We start from the raw sequence: 22,833 nt of genomic DNA on the forward strand, positions 1-22,833 counted from the left end.
TTTTCCTTTCTTAAAAAAGTAAAGCTCTAACCATACCGCCTCTATTAATCCAAATTTTAACATATTCTTTGCCTTTATTTAATTCTAAAGCCTTAGATAATTCTTTAAAATTTGAAACTTCATATTGATCAATACCTATAATAATATCACCTTGCTCAAAGCCTATTTTTTCTGCTTTTGATTTTGGAGTAACTTCAGTGATTAAAATACCACTAATATTTTCAGGTATGCGGTATTGTTGTTTATTTTTAGAATCAAGCTCTACTAATTTTAAACCATCAATATAACCTTTTTCATATTGTAGCGATTTTTCATCTGTTTTTAGCATAAATTTAGCTGTTTTAACTTTATTATCTCTTTCATAAGTTACCTCTATAGTTTGTTTTGGATCAATACTTCCTATATAATTTTTTAAATCCATAGGGCTTTTAATCACAGTTTTATCTACTTTTATAATCAAATCACCTCTTTTTAATCCCGCATTATAAGCTGCTGAGTCTTTTTGAACTTCTGTTATTAAAGCTCCTTCTTGATTGGTATAAGCTTTTTTAATGTCTTGAGTTAAAGCTCCTATAACTACACCTAAATATCCTCTTTCTATTTTTCCATGCTCGATAAGTTTTTGTGCAATAGATTTTGCCATATTAGAAGGGATTGCAAAGCCTATACCATTATTTCCTCCACTTCTTGAAAGTATGGCTGAATTTATCCCAACTAGAGCCCCTCTGCTATCTACTAAAGCCCCGCCTGAATTTCCAGGATTAATTGAAGCATCCGTTTGAATGAAATTTTCATATTGATTTAAACCTATATTGTTTTTATTTAAAGCTGAGATAATCCCACTTGTAACACTACTTCCAACACCAAAAGGATTACCCAAGGCAAATACTACATCACCTTCTAATAATTTATCCGAATCAGCAAAAATCACAGCAGGTAAGTTTTTTGCTTCTATTTTTATCACTGCTAAATCTGTTTTAGGATCAGCTCCGATTAATTTAGCTTTATATTCAGTACTTGAATCAGGTAAATTTACAGTAATTTTTTCAGCATCTTCTATAACATGATTATTTGTTATAATATAACCATCGCTTGAAATAATTACACCAGATCCAAGCGAACTTACTACTTCTTTTTTATTTTTTTTACTTTTTGGAGCTTGTGGAAAATCAAAACCAAAAAATTGTTTAAAATAAGGATCATTGAAAAAATCATCAATCCCAAAGGAATTACTTTGAACGGTTTTAGAAGTTGAAATATTCACAACTGAATTTTTAACTTTTTGTATAGAATCATGATAAGAAAGTATAGAATTTTGATTATCAGTTGGTAAAGATCTTTTTACATTATCATCTGCTTGTTTAAAATCAATACTAGCACTAAAAAGACTAGTTGCTAATGCCAAAGAAAGAACCATAGTTTTTTTCATGTATTATCCTTTGTAAAATCAATTTACACAAGTATAAAATTTTATTTTTACGCAATTGTAAATAAAACCTTTAGTTTTAAAACTTATAAAAGTTGATTGACTAAGACTAAAGTTTATGGTATAATCTTATAAAAAATAAGGAATAAAAAATGAGTAATAGTTTATATGAGACACTAGGTGTTTCGCAAAATGCTAGCGCAGATGAAATAAAAAAAGCTTATAGAAAATTAGCAAGACAATACCACCCAGATATCAATAAAGAAGCAGGTGCTGAGGAAAAATTTAAAGAAATTAACGCCGCTTATGAAATTTTAAGTGATGAGAAAAAAAGAGCTCAATATGATAGATATGGTGATTCTATGTTTGGTGGGCAAAGTTTTCATGATTTTTCAAGAAATGCAGGCGGAGCTGATATCAATGATATTTTGAATAATATTTTTGGCGGAGGCTTTGGGGGTTTTGGCAGAGGCTTTAGCTCTAGTAATAATTTTAGAAGTGGTTTTGGGGGTTTTGGTGGCTTTGAAGAGGATCTGGATTTGCAAGCAAGTGTTAAAATTCCTTTTGAAAAAGGAATTTTAGGTGGTGAACATACTATAAATATCAATAACGAACAAGTTAAAATCAAAATTCCACATGGCATAAAAGATGGCGAAAAGTTACGCATACGAGGTAAGGGAAAAAGCTTTCAAGGACAAAAAGGAGATTTGATTTTAAAAGTTGAACTTGAAAAAAGTGATAAATATGAAAGAGAAGATGATGATTTATACAAAAAGGTTGAAATTAGTTTAAAAACAGCACTCTTTGGAGATAAAATCAGCGTACATACTCCAAGAAAAGAAGTTAAAATCACCATACCGCCAAATTCAAAAAACAATCAAAAAATCAGACTTAAAGGTTATGGGGTACAAAATAGAAAAACAGATCTTTATGGAGATATGTATTTAATTTTAAATGTAAAAATACCTGATATTAATAGTCTTGATCCTGAATTTGTAAAAATTTTAGAAGAAAAATTACCTTAAAAGGAGTATGCAATGGAGCATAGTTATGATGAACCGGTGTATCTTATAAGTGTTGTTGCAAAGGTTTTAAGCATACACCCACAAACTCTAAGACAATATGAAAAAGAAGGTTTGGTTGAACCAAGTAGAACCGATGGTAAAATGAGACTTTATTCTCAAAAAGATATAGATAGAATCAAAATGATTTTACGCTTAACAAGAGATCTTGGAGTTAATTTAGCTGGTGTTGATGTGATTTTAAAACTAAAAACAAAAATTGATGAGTTTGAAAATACCATTGAAGAATTAAGATTAGAACTTGATAGAAGAGATAATCCTTCAAAATCAAGAGCAGTAGTAAAACACAGAAGCAATTTTGACTTAATTTTTTTAGAAAAAATAAAATAATAAAACATTACAAAAGGTTGGTGAGTGGATGCTTTTATAACTTTATTTTTAACTGCAGTAGCAGTTGCTGTCGTACTTAATGTTATACTTAAAAAATTTGGAATTCCAACCATTATAGGCTATATAGCTACAGGTTTATTTGTGCGTGAATTTTATGGTTTTAGCACCAATGAAATCATTATCCATGTGGCTGAGTTTGGTATAGTTTTTTTAATGTTTACCATAGGGCTTGAATTTTCATTTAAACACCTTTTAGCAATGAAAAAAGAAGTGTTTTTAAATGGAAGTTTACAAATGCTAACTTGTGGCTTGGTTTGTACTTTGCTTGTAACTTATATTTTAGGTATAGCAAACCATATAGCAATGATAGCAGGTTTTGCCCTAGCTTTATCCTCTACAGCTATAGTTTTAAAAATACTTAATGATAGTGGTGATATCAATGAAGAATATGGCCGAAAAGCTTTGGGAATTTTGCTTTTTCAAGATATTGCTGTGATACCACTACTATTAATGATTGATATATTTAGCTCTCAAAATGCTGATATTTCAAAGCTTTTATTCACAACCTTAGTCAGTGCTGTGATTTTACTTGTTTTACTTTATTTTATAGGCAAATACCTTTTTACTTATGTTTTAAAATTTATCATTAAGACCAATGCAAATGAAATTTTCATCGCTACCATACTTTTTACCGTAATAGGAGCAAGCTTTTTAGCACATTCTTTTGGTTTTTCTTACTCGCTTGGAGCATTCATAGCTGGAGCTTTGATCGCTGAAACTAAATATAAACATAAAATAGAAGCAGATTTGGTTCCTTTTAGGGATTTACTTTTAGGGTTTTTCTTTATCAGTGTTGGCTTGCAAATTGATTTTCATATAGTTTTTGAAAATTGGTTTTTGATTTTTGTTTTTGTAAGCTTGGTGTTATTGATAAAATTTGTAGTAATTTATGGTCTTTTAATCCTTTATACGAGAAAAAGAGTAGCTTTAAAAACTGCTTTGAGTATTTCTCAAATTGGAGAATTTGCTCTAGCGGTGTTTTCATTAATGCAAGTAAATTCGCTTATAGATGAAAAAACAGCACAAATTTTTATTATAGTTTCTATCATCACTATGGTTGCAACACCTTTTATTTTAAATAATCTTAGAAAAATAGCCAACGCAGCCGAAGGTGAGCAAAATGATATGGCTAAATTTTATCTATGTGATCAAAAAATGAAAGATCATTTTATCATTTTTGGTTATACAAGATTAGGTCAAGAAGTGGTGCAAAAGATCAAAAAAACAGGTATTCCATATCTAGTTTTAGAAAGTGATTTAAATTTAGTTGAACTTGGGCGTAGCAGAAATGAGAATGTTTTTTTTGCTAGTGTAGCGCAAGTAGAAACATTAAAAGTAGCTAATATAGAAGAATGCTCAGTTGCTATTATAACCATAAGCAATGAAGCTAAACTTGATATGCTCTATCAAGTGCTTTCTGGTTTTAACAAACCTATACAAACAGTTTTAAAGACAAGTGGTACGGGTGCTAAGATCATTTTTCCACATACTGATAAACATTTACACATTGTAGATGCTGAAGCTTCAATAGCTAGAAATTTAGTACAAGAAGCATTACAATGTAGAATCAATACAAGTGCAGCAGAATGAAAAATGATGAAAAAGCTTTGAGAGTTAAGTACGTAAGAGCTTTAGAAAAATTTACCAACTCTGCTGTAAGTGCTTTAAAAAGGGAAGATTTTGATTTAACACTTTTTAGAGAAAGAATGCAAAAAAATGCTAAAATCTTTGAAAAAGTTCAAGCGGTGTTTTTGGATTCTACTTATACTAAGGCTTTAGAGCTTTTTGTAAATGAGTGTTTAGATGAGAGTTTGGATCAAAAAACCCTAGCTTCAAAAGCCAATGCCTTATATAAGCTAAAAAATAATCAAAGTTATAAAAAAGACAAACATAAAATTAAATTTAAGGATGAATATTGATAAATGTAATTTTTGATATGGATGGCACGCTTATAGATAGTGCTAATGCTATAGTATGTGCGGTAAATGAAATAAGAGTGGATTTAAATTTAGAACCTTTAAAAAGAGAGTTTATTTTAGATACTATCAATACTCCTGGGCAAAATTATGCTAAGATTTTTTATGGGGTTGATACTTACTCACATACTAGTTTTAAAGAAGGTTATGAGAAATATTTTATTAAGCATTATGATCAAAGTGTGGTGCTTTTTGATGGTGTGCTTGAGGTTTTGGAATTTTGTAAAAAAAACGATTGTTATCTGGCTATAGCTACTAATGCACCTCAAGAAAGCTTGGTGCCTATTTTAAAAAAACAAAATATTCTTTCATATTTTGATAAAATACTAGGTGTTAGTTATGGTATAGAAGCTAAGCCTGATCCTATGATGCTAAGATTAATTGCAGATGAAGCAAAATATGAAAAAAGTATTTTTATAGGCGATAGTTTAAAAGACAGACTTTGTGCTAAAAATGCTAAGATGGATTATATACATATTTCTTGGCAAAAAGAAACTAAAGACTTAGATGAAGTTAACGATAAAACTACTTTAATAGAAAAAATTCAAACTCACATGAAAGGTTAAAAAAATGGATATTTTTGATGAAATGTTTGCAAAAAGCCCTAAAGAAAAATTTATTGAAACAATAAAATATGCAAATTTAGGTGCATTGGAAAATGTTTTAGAAAAATTATTAGCCGATCATATCGCTATGATAGAGCTTTTAGAAAAAAATAATTTAAATGAAAGCGATGTAGCGCAATTTCAAATGGAAAATTCACTCTTAATAGATGAGAGAAAAAATGATTTTTACATAGGCTTAAGTGCTGAAATTTTAGGGCATGAGGGTTGATTTTGCGTTTACTTTTATCTTTATTTTTGATGTTTAACTTTTTAAAGGCTGAAGTATTTTTTGATTATACTTATAAATTTACCCTGAGTAAAGATGAAAAAGCAAGTGTAAAAATAAAAGAAATTGACTATCCTGATGAGATTTATTATTTTGACTTCTCATGGACTTTATTTGATCAAACTAATATCATTGTTCATTCAAAGTATAAAAAATACCCTAGACAATTTGTGATGTCTTTAAGAAGAAATTTAAACTGGGTTGATCAAACCTTAGTGCCTGATTATAAAAATCCTCATATAGATAGAGCAAGATTGATACTTGAATTTAGTGATTTTAAAAAAGGTGAGGCTATTTTTACTGTGTATATAGAAGATAGAGATAAGAAATTAGAAGTAGAATTTTTAGACCCTAGAAAAGCCACTCTTAATCAAAACTAAAGTAAAATTTAATAAAATATAATTATAAGAAAACTAAGGAAAGCATAGTGCAAAAGATCGATCAGTATATGCATGAATTTTTATCTGAATTAAATTATGAGCCTATTTTAACCATGAGTTCAAAACTTCAAGGTGGTAAAAAATTACGCTCAAAACTACTTTTAAAAATAGCTGGGGAAAGTGATATTAGCTATAAAATCTGTGCTATTATAGAGTTAATTCATGCTGCAAGCTTATTGCACGATGATGTGATTGATGAAGCAAAATTAAGAAGAGGTGTAAAGTCTATCAATGCACAATTTGGAGCTAAAAATGCCATCATGCTTGGAGATATTTTATACTCAAAAGCCTTCTATGAGCTTTCTTTGATTGATTTAAAATTAGCAAAAATCATTTCTAATGCCGTTGTAATGCTTTCTGTTGGTGAATTAATGGATGTAAATTTAAGCGAAACTTTCAATACTAATAAAAACGCTTATTTACAAATGATATATAATAAAACAGCCATTTTAATCGAAGCTAGTGCAAGGTGTGGGGCAATACTTGCTAATTTAAATGAAGATGATTTTGCAGAATATGGTAAAAATTTAGGTTTAGCTTTTCAAATTGTAGATGATATTTTAGATATCAAAGGTGATGAGCAAACTTTAGGTAAACCTGCTATGAATGATTTCAAAGAAGGTAAAACCACTCTTGCTTATATGTATTTACATGAAAAATTAAATCCACAAGATCAAGAAATACTTAAGTCTTATTACAAGAAAGATTTAAGTGTGAATGAGCTTGCTTGGATTAAAAATAAAATGCAAGAGCATGAAATTTTTAATCAAGTTGGCCAAGAACTAAACACTTATGCAAATAATGCACTAAAAGCTATAAAAAAATACAATATAAAAGATTTAGAGGATATTATTAAAAGCATGATAGAAAGGGAATTTTAATGCATTATTACTGCATCAGTTTTACACATAAAAATACAGATATTGCTACTAGAGAAAAACTTTCCTTTTCTAATGAAGACAAAAAAAGAGAATTACTAAAGCTAATCCATACTAATAATAAAATTTTAGAAAGCTTAGTGCTTAGTACTTGCAATAGGGTTGAAATTTTTCTTTTTGTTGGGAATGTTGAAAGCATTAATGAGCATATTTTAAAAACACTTAGTTTGCTTTGTGGAGTTGATAGAGAAAATTTAAGCATCAAGGCTGATTTTTACGAAGATAGCGGAGCCATTCATCATTTATTTTCTGTGGCAAGTTCGCTTGATAGCTTGGTTATTGGTGAAACACAAATTGCTGGACAATTAAAAGATGCTTATAAATTTGCCCTGCAAGAGCAAAGATGTGGTGTGCATATAACTAGAGCAGTGCATTATGCTTTTAAATGTGCGGCAAATGTTAGAAATCAAACTGAAATTTCTAAAAATCCTATTTCAGTTGCTTCAGTGGCGGTGGCAAAAGCTAAAGAACTTGTAAATTTAGAAAATAAAACTGCTGTTGTAGTAGGTGCAGGGGAAATGAGCGAACTAGCCTGTAAGCATTTATTAAATGCCAAGGCTAAAGTATTGATATTAAATAGAGATATACAAAATGCCCAAAAGCTTTGCGAGGATTTAGGTGAAAATGCAAGCTATGAAAGTATTGCAAATTTAAAAGAAGTACTAAATCAATATGAGATATTTTTTAGCGCCACAAACGCTCCGCATGCTATCATAACCAATGATTTATTAGAAGAAAAAGATTATAAAAGATATTTTTTTGATATAGCAGTGCCTAGGGATATTGATGTAAAAGCAAATGAAAAAAATATAGTTTATGCTGTTGATGATTTAGAAGAAGTTGTAAGAAAAAATTTAACTCTAAGAGAACACCAAGCCCAAATTGCTTATTCCATAGTAGGTACTATGACAAATGAGTTTTTTCAACATCTAAGCAAACTAGCAACCTTGCCTTTAGTTAAGCATTTACGCTTACAAGCTGATGAAATCGCTAAAGAACAATTACAAAAGGCTATAGATAAAGGATATTTAAAGCACTCAAACCATGAAGAAGCAAGAAAGCTTATAAGACAAGTAATGAATGCATTTTTACATCATCCTAGCGTAAATTTAAAAAAACTAAGCGGAACTATGCAAAATGATTCAGTAATTAATGCTATGCGTTATGTGTTTGATTTAAAAAATGAAAATATGGAAGGTTTAAACCTTTATAAATGTGAATTTAATTTGGAGAATAATCATGAAATTTAGTAAATTTTATGCCATAAGCACAAAAGAAAATCCAAAAGATGCTACTTTACCAAGTCATATATTTTTAGTTAAAGGTGCCTTTGTAGAACAAATTGGAAGTGGTTTGTATAATTTTTTACCTTTAGGAAAAAGAGTTTTAGATAAGATTAAAAATATCATCAAAGAAGAAATGGATAAAGCAGGGGCTTTAGAAGTAAATTTAAGTTTTAATACCCCAGCTGAACTTTGGAAAGAAAGTGGGAGATTTAATGTTTTTGGTAAAGAGCTTTTACGCTTTAAAGATAGAAAAGAAAATGATTTTGTTTTAGGGCCAACCCATGAAGAAGCTATGGTAGCTTTAGTAAGAAATAAAATAAATTCTTACAAACAACTTCCTTTGCATTTGTATCAAATAGGACTTAAATTTAGAGATGAAGCTAGACCTAGATTTGGACTTTTAAGATGTAGGGAATTTTTAATGAAAGATGGCTATAGCTTTCATGCTAGCGAAGCTGATTTAGACAAAGAATTTAATCTTATGCATGAAACTTATAGTAAAATTCTTACAAGATTAGGACTTGAATTTAGAGCTGTTGAAGCTGATAGTGGGGCTATTGGTGGCAGTGGTTCAAAAGAATTTATGGTTTTGGCTAAAAATGGCGAGGATGATATATTATTATGTGAGCATTGTGATTATGCTGCAAATATTGAAGCAGCAAAAAGAGCTAAAAAAAGTTGTGAAGATGAAAGGCCAGAAGCTGACTTTGCTACACAATTTCACACTCCAAATGTAAAAACTATAGAAGAATTAGCGGAATTTTTTAAAATTAACCCTTACTATACTATTAAAGCTATTGCTAAAAAAGCTATTTATGAAAATGAAGAAAAAATTGTAGTATTTTTTATACGCGGTGATGATGAATTACAAGAAGTTAAAGCACTAAATGCAGCAAATGCACTAGAATTGGCCGATGTAAGTGAAGAAGAATTAGAAAAAGCAGGTTTGGTACCAGGATTTATCGGCTTTGTAGGATTAAATGGCGTTGATTTTTATATTGATCATGAGCTTGAAAATGAAACAAATATGATTATTGGAGCAAATAAAAAAGATTATCATTTAGTCGGAATCAATGTTGTAAATTTAAATAAAGAACGCTTTAAAGATCTTGCGGCAGTTAAAGAACATGATCTTTGTCCAAAATGTCAGCACAAGCTTAAGCAAAGCAAAGGTATTGAAGTAGGGCATATTTTTAAACTTGGAAATAAATACTCAAAAGCAATGAATGCAAGCTATTTAGATGAAAATGGTAAAGCTCAATTTTTCACTATGGGTTGTTATGGTATGGGTGTTAGTCGTTTAGTAGCTGTTGCCATAGAAGCAAGTCATGATGAAAAAGGTTGCATTTGGAATAAAACTCTAGCTCCTTTTGTTTTAGATATTATCGTTTCTAATATAAAAGATACAAAAGCTATGGAATTTGCTGAACAAATTTACACACATTTTAGTGATAAAGAGATTTTATTTGATGATAGAAATGAGCGTTTTGGTGTAAAGATTAATGATTTTGAATTAATGGGCTTTCCTTATGCTTTAGTTATAGGTAAGGGCTTAGAAAATGATGAAGTAGAGTTGATCCATAGAAATACCTTAGAAAAACAAGTTTTGAAAACCCAAGAAGTAATTTCACACTTAGAGAAAATTCTATGATGGTAAAAACAAATTTAAGTGCATTTTTGATTTTAGAATTAATCGCTAGTATTTTATTTATAGCCTTTTTTGGTTTTTTAAATTTTTTTATGATAGTTTTTGCAAGTATGTTTTTAGGAGCAATGTTTTTAGCAAAGACTTGGACAAATCTCATCACTATGCAAAATACCAATACAAATTTATTTGGTATGATTAAATTATTTTCTTTAACTATAGTAGGAATTTTGCTTTTAATACCAGGAATTTTAAGTACATTTTTAGGAATTTTACTCTTATTTTTCATGATGATATTAAAATTATTTACAAAACAAAAAAGAAAATATCATCAAACGAACAACGAAGAAGAAATCATAGATGTAGAAATCATACAGGAGCATAAAAAATGCAATTAATCATCGCAACAAGAAAAAGCCAACTTGCATTATGGCAAAGCGAATATATAAAAAACAAATTATCCCAAACACATCCTGAATTAGAAATTTCTTTAGAGGGTTTTAAAACTAAAGGTGATGTTTTACTTGATTCACCTTTGGCTAAAATAGGCGGAAAAGGACTTTTTACAAAAGAACTTGAAGAAAGTATGTTAAGAGGCGATTCGCATTTAGCTGTGCATAGCTTAAAAGATGTGCCGAGCTTCTTTCCTGATGGCTTAATTTTAGCTGCTATTTCAAAAAGAGAAGTGGTAAATGATGCTTTTTTAAGTGAGTATTATGAGAGCTTAAATGCTCTTCCAAAAGGTGCAAAAGTAGGCACTACAAGTCTTAGAAGAAGAATGCAACTTTTAGCGTTAAGGCCTGATTTAAACATCATTTCTCTAAGAGGTAATATCAACTCGCGCTTAGAAAAACTTAAAGCTAAAGAATTTGATGCTATTATTTTAGCTCTAGCTGGCATTAAACGCTTAGGTTTAGATAAAGAAATAAAATACATTAGAGCTTTTGAGCTTGATGAGATGATACCCGCAGCTTCCCAAGGAGCTTTAGGTATAGAAAGCATTGATGATAAACAAATTTTAAAATACCTTGAATGCTTAAATGATGAAAATGCCTTTATAGAAACCCATATAGAAAGAGATTTTATAAAAACTCTAGAAGGTGGCTGCCAAGTACCTATAGGTATTAATGCAAAAATCATTGATGAAAAAATAGAAATTCGCGCCATAGTAGGCTTACCTGATGCAAGTAAAATTCTCAAAGAAAAAAGAATGATTGATAAGCAAAATTACGCAAAAGCGGGCGAGCTTTTAGCTAAAGAAATGATAGCAAAAGGTGCAAAAGAAATTTTAAAAGAAGCAGAGAGTATGATATAAATGCAAAAATTCGTAGAGCTTTTAGAAAAAAATAATTTATTAAAAACCATTCATGAACCCGTTGATGTTGATCTTGAAATGGCACATTTAGCTTATATAGAAGTTAAAAAAGAAGACTCAAAAGCCTTACTTTTTACTAATGCAGTAAAAAATGGTAAAAAATACGATTATCCTGTTCTTTTAAATACTTTTTGTAATGAAAAAGCTTTAAAATTAGCATTTGAAAAAGACTATGAAGATATAGCTAAAGAAATTAGCTCTTTACTTAAAATGCATATACCACAAAGCTTTGGTGCAAAATTAAATTTTTTCAAAACCTTGCTTGATTTAAAAAATATCCCACCAAAACGCATTAAAAAAGATGGAGAATTCAACTATAAAAGCTTAAATTCATTATATGATATGCCTATTTTAAAAACTTGGGAAAAAGACGCTGCGCCTTTTATCACCATGGGACAAGTTTATACTCAAAGTATAGATGGAAAGCAAAATAATCTTGGAATGTATCGTTTGCAAGTAGTTGATGAAAAAACCTTGCTTATGCATTGGCAAATTCACAAAGATGCGAGCCATTTTTTCCATGAGTATAAAAAAGCAAATCAAAAAATGCCAGTAAGTATAGCCATAGGTGGAGATCCTTTATATATTTGGTGTGCTCAAGCGCCTTTACCAAAAGGAATTTTTGAACTTTTACTTTATGGTTTTATCAAGAAAAAACCTGCCATTTTGGCAAAATGCAAAAGTAATCATCTTTATGTGCCTTATGATAGTGATTTTGTGATTGAGGGCTTTGTAGATCCAAATGAATTCGCACCTGAGGGACCTTTTGGAGACCATACAGGTTTTTATACCCCTGTTGAACTTTGTCCTATTTTAAAAGTAGAAAAAATCTTTGCTAAAAAAAATGCGATTTATCAAGCTACTGTTGTAGGAAAACCACCCTTAGAAGATAAATACATGGGGCTTGGAACAGAAAGAGTTTTTTTGCCTTTACTTCAGACAAATGCTCCTGATTTGATAGATTATAACATGCCTGAAAATGGGGTTTTTCATAATCTAATCTTGGCCAAAATAGAAGCAAAATACCCAGCTCATGCAAAACAAGTCATGCATACTTTTTGGGGAGTAGGGCAAATGAGTTTTGTAAAACATGCTATTTTTGTTGATGAAAATGCGCCTTGTTTGAAAGATTATGACAAACTCATACCTTATATACTCAATCGCTTTGATGAAGAAAAATTACTTATTAGCGAAGGAATTTGTGATCAACTCGACCATGCTTCAAGCACTTATTGTTATGGTGGCAAAGCAGGGCTTGATGCATGTGGTGATGAGAAAAAAGTTGAACTTGAAATTCTAAGCGATGAGGCTTTACTTTCACTTTTTAAAGAAAAAGATCAAAGTATTTTAAAATTAAAGCAATTTTACACTCAAACCTTTGCTCCAGTTTGCGTGATTTTGATAGATAAAAAAGAAAAAATTGTTCAGGTTTTTGAAAAATTACAAACCTGTAAAAAGCATTTTAGAATTTTAGTTTTTTTAGATACAGATGCTATTTTAGAAAATCCTTATATGCTAATTTGGCGTGTGGTAAATAATATAGATGCAAAAAGAGATATATTTATCAAAAAAGATTGCGTTGCGATTGATGCAACAAATAAAGGATCATTAGAAGATTATCATAAAGAATGGCCTTTAATGACAAATTGCTCTAAAGAAGTCATAAATAGACTTATTACAAGAAATTTACTTCCAAATGATGAAAAATTATTCAAAAAGTTTGAAATTTTTTAATTTTAAGCTTTTTGAGAACACTTTTTGCTTATTAATAATATAGAGATTTTTAATCTAAATGTTAAGTTTTTTTAAATTATGTCGATAGAGTATTTTAAAGTCTTTTAAAAAGGAGTTTAAAATGGACATTGGAAATATTCAAAGGGATGCAAACACAGCACAATTTAATACAAAAAGTACTGGAAAAGTATCTCAAGAAAATCAACAGCAAACTAATTTAAATAATCAAGATGAGAATTTAAATGAAAAATTGAAAAATGCAACAGAAAAACTTAATAATCAAATGGAAACACTAGGTACAAATGTACGTTTTGCTTTTAATGATAAGATTAACGAGATGTATATAAATGTAACAGAAAAGGATACAGGAAAGCTTATACGTAAAATTCCTAGTGAGGAAGCAATGAAGCTAATAGAGCATTTTAAAGGTGTAATTGGTACTATTTTTGATAAGGAGAGTTAATTATGGCAGTAGGTAGTTTAGGAAGTTTAGGGATAGGTTCAGGAGTTTTAACAAGCGATACACTTAATAAACTTAAAGAAGCGGAGATGAATGCGAATTTAAAATTTTATAATTCGCAACTTGAAACAAATGGTTTAAGACAAAAAGATTTAGCTGAGTTAGAAGCCAAACTACTTGCCTTCCAAACTGCTGTAAATAGCTTAGGTGATGCAACACAGTTTAATCAAAAAAAAGTGTCGCCTAGTGTAAGCGGAGATAGTGCAGCTGCTGGTTTAACAGTAGGATCTTTATCTTCAATAACAAACATGAAAGTTATAGTTGATCAACTTGCACAAAAAGATGTGTATCAAAGTAACGGATTTAAAGATAAAACTTCATCTGTGTTGCAAAGTTTAGGTTTAAGTGGTACCAAATCTTTTACAATTACACAAGATGGAAAAGAATATAAAATAGATATTGATCAAAGCACTACCGTATCTCAACTTGCTGAAAAAATAAACTCTGCTACAGGTGGAAAAGTAGAAGCTAAAATAGTCAATACAGGAGATAGAGATAATCCCTATCGTTTAGTAGTGCAAAGTACTGAAACAGGAACTCAAAACAACATCTCTTTTTCTGGCGATGAAGATCTTTTAAAAGGGTTGGGATGGGAGCTTGATAAAAATAGCATTAGCGCTGGTGGTTTATTTGGTTTTAGACAAGAAGGAAATAGTGATAAAACTCAAATTAGCGGAACACTTTCATCCAAACCAAATGGTTCTGATAAATTATTAAATCCTGGCGATGGTAAAACTTCCTTAACTTTTGTAGTTAAAAACGGCGATACTTATGATAGATATACTATAGATATTGATGAAAATACTACTTATGATAGTTTAGCTGAGCAAGTTAGTAAAAAAACTAATGGTAAGGTTAATTTGGAATTAACAGATACTGGAGCCACTTTCAAAACAACTAATGGAGCTGAGCTTGGAATTTTTGATGGCGGTTATGCTGTAGATGAAGATGGTAATATTGACAATGCTAATTACACCAGAGATGATAAAGCTACAAAACTACTAAGTGAGAAATTTGGTATCACATTAGATACTAGTACACCTCAAGGTTATAACATCTCCAAAGATAGTGAAAACCACATACAAAAAGGAATGGATGCTATTTTTAGCGTAGATGGTGTTAAGATGACAAGATCAACTAACACCATCAATGATATAGCCCCAGATACCACATTAGAACTTAAGCAAAAAGGTGAAATAAGTTTTAATGTAACACAAGATACCGAAGCCATATCGCAATCTTTAGAAAATTTAGCTACAGCTTATAATGATTTAATGCTAAATCTTACAGCTGCAACAAAATACGATCCTGATGCAGGTACAAAAGGAAATTTTGTAGGTGTAAATGCTATTTCCAATATTAAATCTGAAATTAATAACATTTTGCTTAGAACCATAACAGTAGATGGAACAATCACGGTTGGCGATAGTGAAACTTCAGAAGGAACAAAAATATCATCTAAAGTAAGTTTATCTTTAGCTGATTATGGTCTTACTATATCTAATGGGACAATGACTTTTGACTCAGCTAAATTTAATACCAAATTCAATGAAGATCCTGAAATGGCTGAAAGATTTTTTGTAGGAAGTAATGGTTTTGAAGATATTAATTTAAGCGGTGAAAAGGTTGGAGGTTTTGCTAGTAAAAATCCAGATGGTATTGATTTTAAAGACTCTGAATTTAAAATTATCTATAATGAAGAAACTATAGATTTAACCAAAACAAAAAATGGTGATCCTTTTATACTAACAGGAAGTACAGATGAAGAAATGGCTCAAAATTTGGTTGATCATATTAATAGTTTTGGTTTAGAAGGTTTAGAAGCTAGTTTTGAAATTATCAACCAAGGAAGTCCTGATCAAAAAATTCAATTTAAAATCAAAGGAACTTCAGGAAGTGATTTGGAAATTCAAGGTAAAGAAGACTTTTTAAAACAATTTGGTTTAAGTCCTAAAACCATGTATTCAAACTGGAAAGAAGAAACTGGAACTTTTGGTGTACTTAAAAACACTATGAGAGAAATGATGAGCTCTGAAGGTTCTTTTGGGGGTTATAAGGCCTATTTAACAAAAGAATCAAAAAATCTAAACGAGACCATAGAAACTACTAAAAGTTCTATTGATGCAAAATACGATACGTTATGGTCAACATGGGCTGCATATGATAGCATTATCGCTAACTTAAATAACCAAGCAAGTGTTATTGCAAATATGATTAATGCAGCAAATAATCAAAATTCTTAAAAAGAAAGGAATTTTAAATGGTAAATAGTGCAGTTTATAGTGCATATTCACAAAACCAAGTAGGCGTTGAATCTCAAGAAAAACTTATAGAAATGTTATATGGAGGAATTCTGCGCTTTGCTAGTAGGATAAAAATAGCTATACAAAATGAAAATATAGAAGAGAGAGTATATTATGTAAAAAGAGCTAGTGCTATTTTTGTTGAGCTAATTAACTGTCTTGATTATGAAAAAGGTGGGGATGTAGCACATTATTTAAGTGGCTTATACACTAGAGAATTACAACTTCTTTCTTTAGCAAACATAGAAAACAGTGAAGCAAGAGTAGATGAAGTAATAAATGTAGTAAAAGGCTTATTGGAAGCTTGGAGAGAAGTACACCAAAAATGAGTGAAAAAAAATGGATTGATGAGTTTAAACTAGCTGTTTATACTGAAGATGTAGAAAAAATAGTTAAACTTATGGAAAAACCGGATTATAAAGATTGTCCCAATGAGGCTTTAGCACTGACTAATGAAGCGATAGCTTTTATGAAAAAAAAGCAAGATGAAATAGCTGTTAATTTACAAAAACTCAAAAAAGCTTCTGCTTATATAAAGTAAAACATGGCTATAAGCCGAGTTCTGTCAAGAACGATCATTTATCTAGACTTGTTTTTACAAACAAGTTCAAGCGAAGGGTTATATTATAAGACAAAAACCACCCCTTCTTGCTGCAGATTGGGTTTACATAGCTAGCTTTGTTACCAAAGCTACTGGTAGGCTCTTACTCTACCGTTTCACCTTTTCCATATAAAATATGGTAGTTTTCTTTCTGTTGCACTTTCCCTTAGGTTGCCCTAGCCATCCATTAGATGGAATCTTTGTCTTATTGCAGCTCGGACTTTCCTCTTCAAAAAGAAGCGATCGCTTGCCATGTTTAGACAAATTCTACCAAAAAAATTATTTTTATACCAGAGCAAAAACAAGATTTAATGTAATTTTTAATTTATTTTCATATTTTACAAGTTCTAAATTTTTAACTTTTATATAAGGATCTAATTTTTGCAAAAACTGCGTTAAAAAAATAAAATCGCCAACAAAACTTAATCTTAATTCATAATAAGCAAAATATTCATCTTGACTTTTGTAACTTTGAATTTGCAAAGATTGAACTCCATTAAGATTCTTTTCTATATCCTTTAAAATACTTTGATAATCTTTATTTATGCTTAAAAACGAGCGATCATTATAAGATATATTTTCATCTTCTTTTAAATCAGAAATCACTTCTTGTTTTTGCTCGTATTTTGTTTGTAAATTATATAGTTCATCTTTTGACAACTTCATTTGTTTTTCAAAATAGCCAAAAACACCCATATAAACCATGAAAAAACCAAAAACAAAAACAACTATCAAAGACAATATAAATTCACGCTCAGATAACTTAGCAAAGATATTTTCTAAATTTTTATAAAGATTTTTCAAAAACAAGAGTGATTTTTCCATTATTAACTTCTTTATTTTTTAATACAAAATGATGCTTTTTAAAATCTTCATAAAATTCATAGTCATTTTTAAGCTCTATAATAAAATCATTATTTTTAACATGCAAAGCCTCTATATGAGCTTGATGAGAATTTAAAACTTTTAAAAAATCATAAAAATCTTTATAACAAAATGTATTTGCATAAAATTTTTGCAACAAATCAACCTTTAACTCATTTTCTTCTTGTAGTTTTTTAAACTCTTGATTTTGCTTTTGATTAATTTTTACCTGTTCTAAAATATCATCTTGCTTTTTTATTAAATTTTCATATTTTGTTTTCTCATTTTCATAAAATGATTTTTGTGTATACAAATACAAAGGATAAGCTAAAGCTAGTAAAACTCCACAAACAAAAGCCAATAAAATCTTAAAACTAAAAGATTTTAAATGATTTATTTTTTCTTTGTTGGTAAAATTAATCTTGACTTGATCGCAATTTTTTAGTAATTTTTGATAAAAAATATTACTATTAAATTTATCAAAACTACTAAGATTTTGAGTATCATCTATGCTTATAATGTGCTTATAAGTATTTTTTAATTTTTCTTCATATATTTTATCATAAACATTTAATGGTATAACTTTACAATTTTGAAAATCACATCCTAAATACTCCACTAAAACTATATATTTTTCTTTAAATAATAATGCAAGATTTTCACTATTTACATCGTTCTTAAAATACACTTCAAAAAGCAGGGGTTCTGGTATTATATAATCGATATCTAAAATATCTTCATACTTGCACAAGAATACATATGCAAAAGATTTATCTTGAAAATACTTTAACTTATAAGAAAAATCATCTTTAAGACCAAGCTCCTCAAAGCTCTTTTTTAAAATTTCATCTTCACTAATAGGATTTGCAAATTTAATATATAAAAGCTTTTCATAAGCAAGAAAATCTTTTAGAATAGTTTTCTTACTCATCATAAAGTATTTTCTTAAGGTTTTGCTCGTTTTTGTGCCAATTTTTCTCAAGTTGAACGAATAATTTTAACATTATCTTTTTTTGTGCTAATTTTTCTATTTTCACTCTAGCTTCTTTACCTATACGCTTAATTGTAGCACCATCTTTACCTAATATCATTCCTTTGTGAGAATTACTATCTGTAATGATAGTGGCATTGATATAATAAATTTGCTCTAGTTCTTTGATTTTTTCTATTTTGACTTCAGTGCTATAAGGAATTTCATCACTTAAATTTTCATATATGGCTTCTAAGATAAAATCTCTATAAATATCCTTTTCATTTGTTGTAGTAATAAACTCAGGATCAAAATAATACGGGTGTTCAGGCAAATACTTAACCATCTCATCTAAAAGAATTTTTTTATAAAATTTTTGCTTAGCAGAATAGGGGATAATAGCACTAAAATGTGAGCTAAACTGAGAATACTCACTTAATTTTTTAAGCAAAACCTCTTTTTTTACTAAATCAACCTTATTGATTAATACAATATGTGGCACTTTAGGGTTTAAACTTAAAAAATTTTCATAATCTTTAATATCATCATAAATACTAGCTACAAATAAAATCACATCACAATCAGCAATGCTTTTAATCGCTAAATCAATCATAAGCTGATTCATAGCCTTAGAGCTTGCATGCAAACCTGGTGTATCTATAAAAATAAGCTGATGATTTTCATGCATTATGATCGCATTAATCTTTCTTCTTGTAGCGTTTTGCTTATGAGAAACCATAGCAACTTTTTCTTCTAATAAAGAATTTAGGATAGAACTTTTTCCCGCATTAGTTCTACCCACTATGCTTATAAAGCCACTTTTCACAAGATGTACCTAGCTAAATCTTTATTTTCTATGATATCTCCAAGCTTAACTTGCACTTTAAAATCATCTATTTTATATACCTTACCTGCATATTCATCTGCTTCAAAACTAATATCTTCTAAAAGTTTTTCCACTACTGTATGTAAACGTCTTGCACCAATATCTTGCATTTCTTCATTGGCCTTGCTTGCTATTTTTGCTATTTCTCTAATGGCCTCATCTTCAAAAACAAGCTCTACATTTTCAGTTTTTAAAAGCTCAATGTATTGTGTTAGTAATGAATTTTTAGGTCTTGTTAAAATAGCATATAAAGCATCCTCATCTAATGAATCAAGCTCAACTCTTAAAGGAAAACGCCCTTGAAGTTCAGGGATTAAATCACTTGGCTTACTTAGATGAAAAGCACCTGCAGCGATAAATAAAATATGATCAGTTTTTAAAGGTCCAAATTTAGTTTGTATAGTACTACCTTCAACTATAGGAAGTAAATCTCTTTGCACCCCTTCTTTACTTGGATCTTGGCGGTTTGAATTGGAGCTTGAAACTGCTACTTTATCTATCTCATCGATAAAAATAATCCCTTCATTTTCAGCTCTTCTTAAAGCCTCGCCTTTAATACTTTCCATATCAAGAATTTTCTCACTTGCTTCTTGAGCTAGAGCTATTCTTGCATCTTTTACTTTCATTTCTTTTTTAACTTTTTTATTACCCACACCAATAACTTTTACTATATCTTGCATAGCACCCATTTCAGGTGGTAAATTTGGATTAGTATCAAACACGCTTTGTGAAATTTCAACTTCTATCGTGCTATCATCTAAATCACCAGCTTTTAATTTCACGCGCATTTTTTCTAAAGAATTTTGATATTCTTCTTGTTTTTCTTCGCTAACACCCTTTGGTAAAGGTGGTAAAAGTTTTTCTAAAATCTTATTTTCTATAAATTCATTAATCTTTTCTTTGTTTTTTTCTTTTTCTTCATTTTTTACTAAATTTAAAGCAGCATTAGCTAAATCTCTAACCATACTTTCTACATCACGTCCAACAAAACCAACTTCAGTATATTTACTTGCTTCAACTTTTACAAAAGGAAGTCCCATCATCTTAGCAAGGCGTCTTGCAATCTCTGTTTTACCAACCCCAGTTGATCCTATCATTAAAATATTTTTTGGCATGATATCATCTTGAAGTTCAGGACTAAGCTGCATTCTTCTATAACGATTTCTTAAAGCAATTGCTATGATTTTTTTAGCATTTTTTTGTCCAATTACATAATCATCTAAAAATTTTACAATCTCTTTTGGAGTTAAATTCATTTATCATCCTCAATTACATAAGTTTTAATATTTGTATTAGTATAAATGCAAATTTCACCAGCTATTTGCAAGCTTTCTTTGACTAATTCCTCTTCATCTAAACTTGAGTGTTTAGCTAAAGCTCTTGCAGCAGAAAGTGCATAATTACCCCCACTACCAATAGCTGCTATAGCGCCATCTTCAGGCTCAACTACATCTCCAGTTCCTGAAAGTAAAAATATATGATTTCTATCTAATACTAACATCATTGCTTCAAGTTTTCTTAGGTATTTATCTTTACGCCATTCTTTTGAAAAATCTATCGCAGCTTTTAATAAATCACCCTTAGAACTAGAAAGTAGTTTTTCAAACATATCAAAAAGATTAAAAGCATCAGCAGTGCTTCCTGCAAAGCCTGCTAATACTTTTCCATTGTTTAATTTTCTAATTTTAACTGCATTATTTTTTAAAACAGTATTTCCAAAACTTACTTGTCCATCTCCGCCAATTACAGACTTATTTTTACCTTTATAAGCTAAAATTGTAGTTGCGTGAAACATTATTCTCCTTTAACTTCTAGCTTAAATACAGCATGAATCGCATGGCCTAATTTTGCTGAAATTTCATGCACACCAAGCTCTTTTATAGTATCACATTCTAAGCTTTTTTTATCAAACTCTATGCCTTTTTGCTCTTTTAGCGCATGTGCGATTTCATCCTTAGTAACCCCACCAAACAAGCTTCCATTAGCTCCTACAGGCTTAGCTATGCAAATAGTGATTTTAGATAATTCCTCTTTTAATTTTTCCAAATTTGCAAGCTCAAATCTTAAATTTTCTGCCTTTTTCTTTTGCTCTGCTTCATACTGTTTTAAAACTTCATGTGTAGCAGCTTTGGCAAAACCTTTGGCAATTAAAAAATTTTGTCCATATCCATCTTTTACTTCTTTAACTTCTCCTGCTTTTCCTAAGCTTTTTACATCTTTAATCAATAATACTTTCATTGTTTTCCTTTTTAAAATTTTCTTCCATTTTTACCTGCGATGATAAATCTCAAAGCATTTAATCTTATAAAGCCTGCTGCATCTTTTTGATCATACACAACATCTTCTTCAAAAGTACAATAAGCCTCACTAAATAAACTATCATTCACACTTTCTCTGCCTATTACCATTACATTACCTTTGTACAATTCAAGTTTAACTTTACCATTTACATATTTTTGTGACTCATCAATTAAGGCTTGAAGCATTAATCTTTCAGGCGAGAACCAATAGCCATTATAAATTAAACTTGCATATTTTGGCATTAATTCATCTTTTAAATGCGCTGCTTCTCTATCAAGAGTGATACTTTCAATAGCTCGGTGTGCTTTTAAAAGTATACTTCCACCTGGAGTTTCATAACAACCTCTACTTTTCATACCCACATAGCGATTTTCGACAATATCAAGACGACCTATACCATGTTTTGCACCAAGTTCGTTAAGTTTTGCTAAAAGCTGTGCAGGAGTCATTTTTTCTCCATTAATAGCACACAAATCACCTTTACTAAACTCAAGCTCTATCACTTCGCTTTCATTTGGAGTTTCTTTTAAATCTTTCACCCAACGCCACATATCCGCTTCAGGTTTAGCCGCAGGATCTTCAAGCACTAAACCCTCATAAGAAATATGCAATAAATTTGCATCCATAGAATAAGGTGATTTACCTGGCTTTTTAGCTATATCAATACCATGTTTTTGTGCATAAGCTAAGAGTTTTTCACGGCTATTTAAATCCCATTCTCTCCAAGGAGCAATAATGGCTAAATTTGGATTTAGCGCCAAAGCACCTAATTCAAAACGCACTTGATCATTTCCTTTGCCTGTTGCACCATGGCTAATAGCATCTGCTTTTGTTTTATTTGCTATTTCTACTAAAGCTTTTGCTATTAAAGGTCTTGCTATACTTGTGCCTAGTAAATATTCTCCCTCATAAATAGCATTTGCTCTAAACATAGGAAATACATAATCTTTTACAAATTCATCCTTTAAATCTTGAATAAAAATATTTTCTTCTTTTACACCCAAAGAAAGTGCTTTTTTTCTAGCAGGCTCAAGCTCTTCACCCTGCCCAATATCTGCTGTGAAAGTTACCACTTCACATTTATACTCATCTTGTAACCATTTTAAAATTATACTTGTATCAAGTCCACCAGAATATGCTAAAACCACTTTTTTGATATCTTTTTTCATTGTCTTTCCTCTTTGTAAAAATAATTTTAAAATTTA

Annotated in this window: 25 protein-coding genes and 1 other RNA gene; 17 read left to right on the plus strand and 9 right to left on the minus strand. The window is 30.0% G+C overall.

Annotation, left to right across the window (positions count from 1 at the left end; all coding sequences use genetic code 11):
- Positions 1–10: 10 nt before the first annotated feature.
- The gene (locus L8T90_RS04145; protein ID WP_263736812.1) at positions 11–1,429 is read right to left on the minus strand and encodes a DegQ family serine endoprotease; all 1,419 of its coding nucleotides are present in this window, start codon (positions 1,427–1,429) and stop codon (positions 11–13) included.
- 149 nt (positions 1,430–1,578) lie between these two features.
- Between L8T90_RS04145 and L8T90_RS04150 the strand changes: the two genes are divergently transcribed.
- From L8T90_RS04150 to L8T90_RS04230, 17 genes are all read left to right on the plus strand, one after another.
- Complete coding sequence (locus tag L8T90_RS04150) at positions 1,579–2,451, plus strand: J domain-containing protein (RefSeq protein WP_263736813.1); 873 nt, start codon at positions 1,579–1,581, stop codon at positions 2,449–2,451.
- 12 nt (positions 2,452–2,463) lie between these two features.
- Positions 2,464–2,838: a heat shock protein transcriptional repressor HspR gene (locus L8T90_RS04155; protein ID WP_039668403.1), complete on the plus strand. Its 375-nt coding sequence runs from the start codon at positions 2,464–2,466 to the stop codon at positions 2,836–2,838.
- 24 nt (positions 2,839–2,862) lie between these two features.
- Positions 2,863–4,488, plus strand: coding sequence for a cation:proton antiporter (locus L8T90_RS04160; protein WP_263682260.1), 1,626 nt, complete (start codon positions 2,863–2,865; stop codon positions 4,486–4,488).
- The gene (locus L8T90_RS04165) at positions 4,485–4,817 is read left to right on the plus strand and encodes a hypothetical protein (protein WP_257396833.1); all 333 of its coding nucleotides are present in this window, start codon (positions 4,485–4,487) and stop codon (positions 4,815–4,817) included. Before L8T90_RS04160 ends, L8T90_RS04165 begins: the two co-directional genes overlap by 4 nt.
- Positions 4,814–5,440 carry an HAD family hydrolase gene (locus tag L8T90_RS04170; RefSeq protein WP_263679424.1) on the plus strand — a complete coding sequence of 209 codons (627 nt, stop codon included), beginning with the start codon at positions 4,814–4,816 and terminating at the stop codon, positions 5,438–5,440. The genes L8T90_RS04165 and L8T90_RS04170 overlap by 4 nt, the downstream gene beginning before the upstream one ends.
- A gap of 4 nt (positions 5,441–5,444) precedes the next feature.
- The gene (locus L8T90_RS04175; RefSeq protein ID WP_039618310.1) at positions 5,445–5,708 is read left to right on the plus strand and encodes a DUF2018 family protein; all 264 of its coding nucleotides are present in this window, start codon (positions 5,445–5,447) and stop codon (positions 5,706–5,708) included.
- Positions 5,709–5,737: 29 nt separating this feature from the next.
- Positions 5,738–6,145, plus strand: coding sequence for an exporting protein (locus L8T90_RS04180; RefSeq protein WP_263679458.1), 408 nt, complete (start codon positions 5,738–5,740; stop codon positions 6,143–6,145).
- A gap of 47 nt (positions 6,146–6,192) precedes the next feature.
- Positions 6,193–7,086, plus strand: coding sequence for a polyprenyl synthetase family protein (locus L8T90_RS04185; protein WP_263736814.1), 894 nt, complete (start codon positions 6,193–6,195; stop codon positions 7,084–7,086).
- Positions 7,086–8,393, plus strand: a complete 1,308-nt coding sequence (gene hemA, locus L8T90_RS04190) for a glutamyl-tRNA reductase (RefSeq protein WP_263736815.1) — start codon at positions 7,086–7,088, stop codon at positions 8,391–8,393. The genes L8T90_RS04185 and hemA overlap by 1 nt, the downstream gene beginning before the upstream one ends.
- Positions 8,380–10,080, plus strand: coding sequence for a proline--tRNA ligase (locus L8T90_RS04195; protein WP_263736861.1), 1,701 nt, complete (start codon positions 8,380–8,382; stop codon positions 10,078–10,080). The genes hemA and L8T90_RS04195 overlap by 14 nt, the downstream gene beginning before the upstream one ends.
- Positions 10,077–10,472 (plus strand): FxsA family protein, encoded by a 396-nt coding sequence (locus L8T90_RS04200; protein WP_263706168.1) that lies wholly within the window; start codon positions 10,077–10,079, stop codon positions 10,470–10,472. The genes L8T90_RS04195 and L8T90_RS04200 overlap by 4 nt, the downstream gene beginning before the upstream one ends.
- Complete coding sequence (gene hemC / locus L8T90_RS04205) at positions 10,463–11,389, plus strand: hydroxymethylbilane synthase (RefSeq protein ID WP_263736816.1); 927 nt, start codon at positions 10,463–10,465, stop codon at positions 11,387–11,389. The genes L8T90_RS04200 and hemC overlap by 10 nt, the downstream gene beginning before the upstream one ends.
- Positions 11,390–13,183 carry a menaquinone biosynthesis decarboxylase gene (locus L8T90_RS04210; protein WP_263736817.1) on the plus strand — a complete coding sequence of 598 codons (1,794 nt, stop codon included), beginning with the start codon at positions 11,390–11,392 and terminating at the stop codon, positions 13,181–13,183.
- Between the two features lie 121 nt (positions 13,184–13,304).
- A complete protein-coding gene (locus tag L8T90_RS04215) occupies positions 13,305–13,646 on the plus strand; it encodes a FlaG family protein (protein ID WP_263736818.1) in 342 nt (113 codons plus the stop codon).
- Positions 13,647–13,648: 2 nt separating this feature from the next.
- Entirely contained in the window at positions 13,649–15,946 is a 2,298-nt protein-coding gene (gene fliD, locus L8T90_RS04220) for a flagellar filament capping protein FliD (RefSeq protein ID WP_263736819.1), read from the plus strand.
- A gap of 17 nt (positions 15,947–15,963) precedes the next feature.
- A complete protein-coding gene (fliS, locus tag L8T90_RS04225; protein WP_263736820.1) occupies positions 15,964–16,335 on the plus strand; it encodes a flagellar export chaperone FliS in 372 nt (123 codons plus the stop codon).
- Positions 16,311–16,547 carry a hypothetical protein gene (locus L8T90_RS04230; protein WP_263679417.1) on the plus strand — a complete coding sequence of 79 codons (237 nt, stop codon included), beginning with the start codon at positions 16,311–16,313 and terminating at the stop codon, positions 16,545–16,547. The genes fliS and L8T90_RS04230 overlap by 25 nt, the downstream gene beginning before the upstream one ends.
- Here the strand turns inward: L8T90_RS04230 and rnpB are convergent.
- The 8 genes from rnpB to L8T90_RS04270 all read right to left on the minus strand — a co-directional run bounded on the left by rnpB (position 16,542) and on the right by L8T90_RS04270 (position 22,797).
- An RNA gene (rnpB, locus tag L8T90_RS04235) (RNase P RNA component class A) lies at positions 16,542–16,866 on the minus strand. The two genes, L8T90_RS04230 and rnpB, sit on opposite strands and share 6 nt — an antisense overlap.
- Positions 16,867–16,892: 26 nt before the next feature.
- Positions 16,893–17,432 (minus strand): hypothetical protein, encoded by a 540-nt coding sequence (locus L8T90_RS04240; protein WP_263736821.1) that lies wholly within the window; start codon positions 17,430–17,432, stop codon positions 16,893–16,895.
- Positions 17,395–18,405 (minus strand): hypothetical protein, encoded by a 1,011-nt coding sequence (locus L8T90_RS04245; RefSeq protein ID WP_263736822.1) that lies wholly within the window; start codon positions 18,403–18,405, stop codon positions 17,395–17,397. The genes L8T90_RS04240 and L8T90_RS04245 overlap by 38 nt, the downstream gene beginning before the upstream one ends.
- Positions 18,395–19,267, minus strand: a complete 873-nt coding sequence (gene era, locus L8T90_RS04250) for a GTPase Era (protein ID WP_263682272.1) — start codon at positions 19,265–19,267, stop codon at positions 18,395–18,397. Before era ends, L8T90_RS04245 begins: the two co-directional genes overlap by 11 nt.
- Positions 19,264–20,583, minus strand: a complete 1,320-nt coding sequence (hslU, locus tag L8T90_RS04255; RefSeq protein WP_039618284.1) for an ATP-dependent protease ATPase subunit HslU — start codon at positions 20,581–20,583, stop codon at positions 19,264–19,266. The genes era and hslU overlap by 4 nt, the downstream gene beginning before the upstream one ends.
- Positions 20,580–21,122 (minus strand): ATP-dependent protease subunit HslV, encoded by a 543-nt coding sequence (hslV, locus tag L8T90_RS04260; RefSeq protein ID WP_039618282.1) that lies wholly within the window; start codon positions 21,120–21,122, stop codon positions 20,580–20,582. Before hslV ends, hslU begins: the two co-directional genes overlap by 4 nt.
- Positions 21,122–21,565: a 50S ribosomal protein L9 gene (gene rplI / locus L8T90_RS04265; RefSeq protein WP_263736823.1), complete on the minus strand. Its 444-nt coding sequence runs from the start codon at positions 21,563–21,565 to the stop codon at positions 21,122–21,124. The genes hslV and rplI overlap by 1 nt, the downstream gene beginning before the upstream one ends.
- A gap of 11 nt (positions 21,566–21,576) precedes the next feature.
- The gene (locus tag L8T90_RS04270; RefSeq protein ID WP_263736824.1) at positions 21,577–22,797 is read right to left on the minus strand and encodes an argininosuccinate synthase; all 1,221 of its coding nucleotides are present in this window, start codon (positions 22,795–22,797) and stop codon (positions 21,577–21,579) included.
- Between the last annotated feature and the right edge of the window lie 36 nt (positions 22,798–22,833).

This window comes from Campylobacter sp. RKI_CA19_01121 (genome assembly GCF_025771295.1).
GTDB lineage: Bacteria > Campylobacterota > Campylobacteria > Campylobacterales > Campylobacteraceae > Campylobacter_D.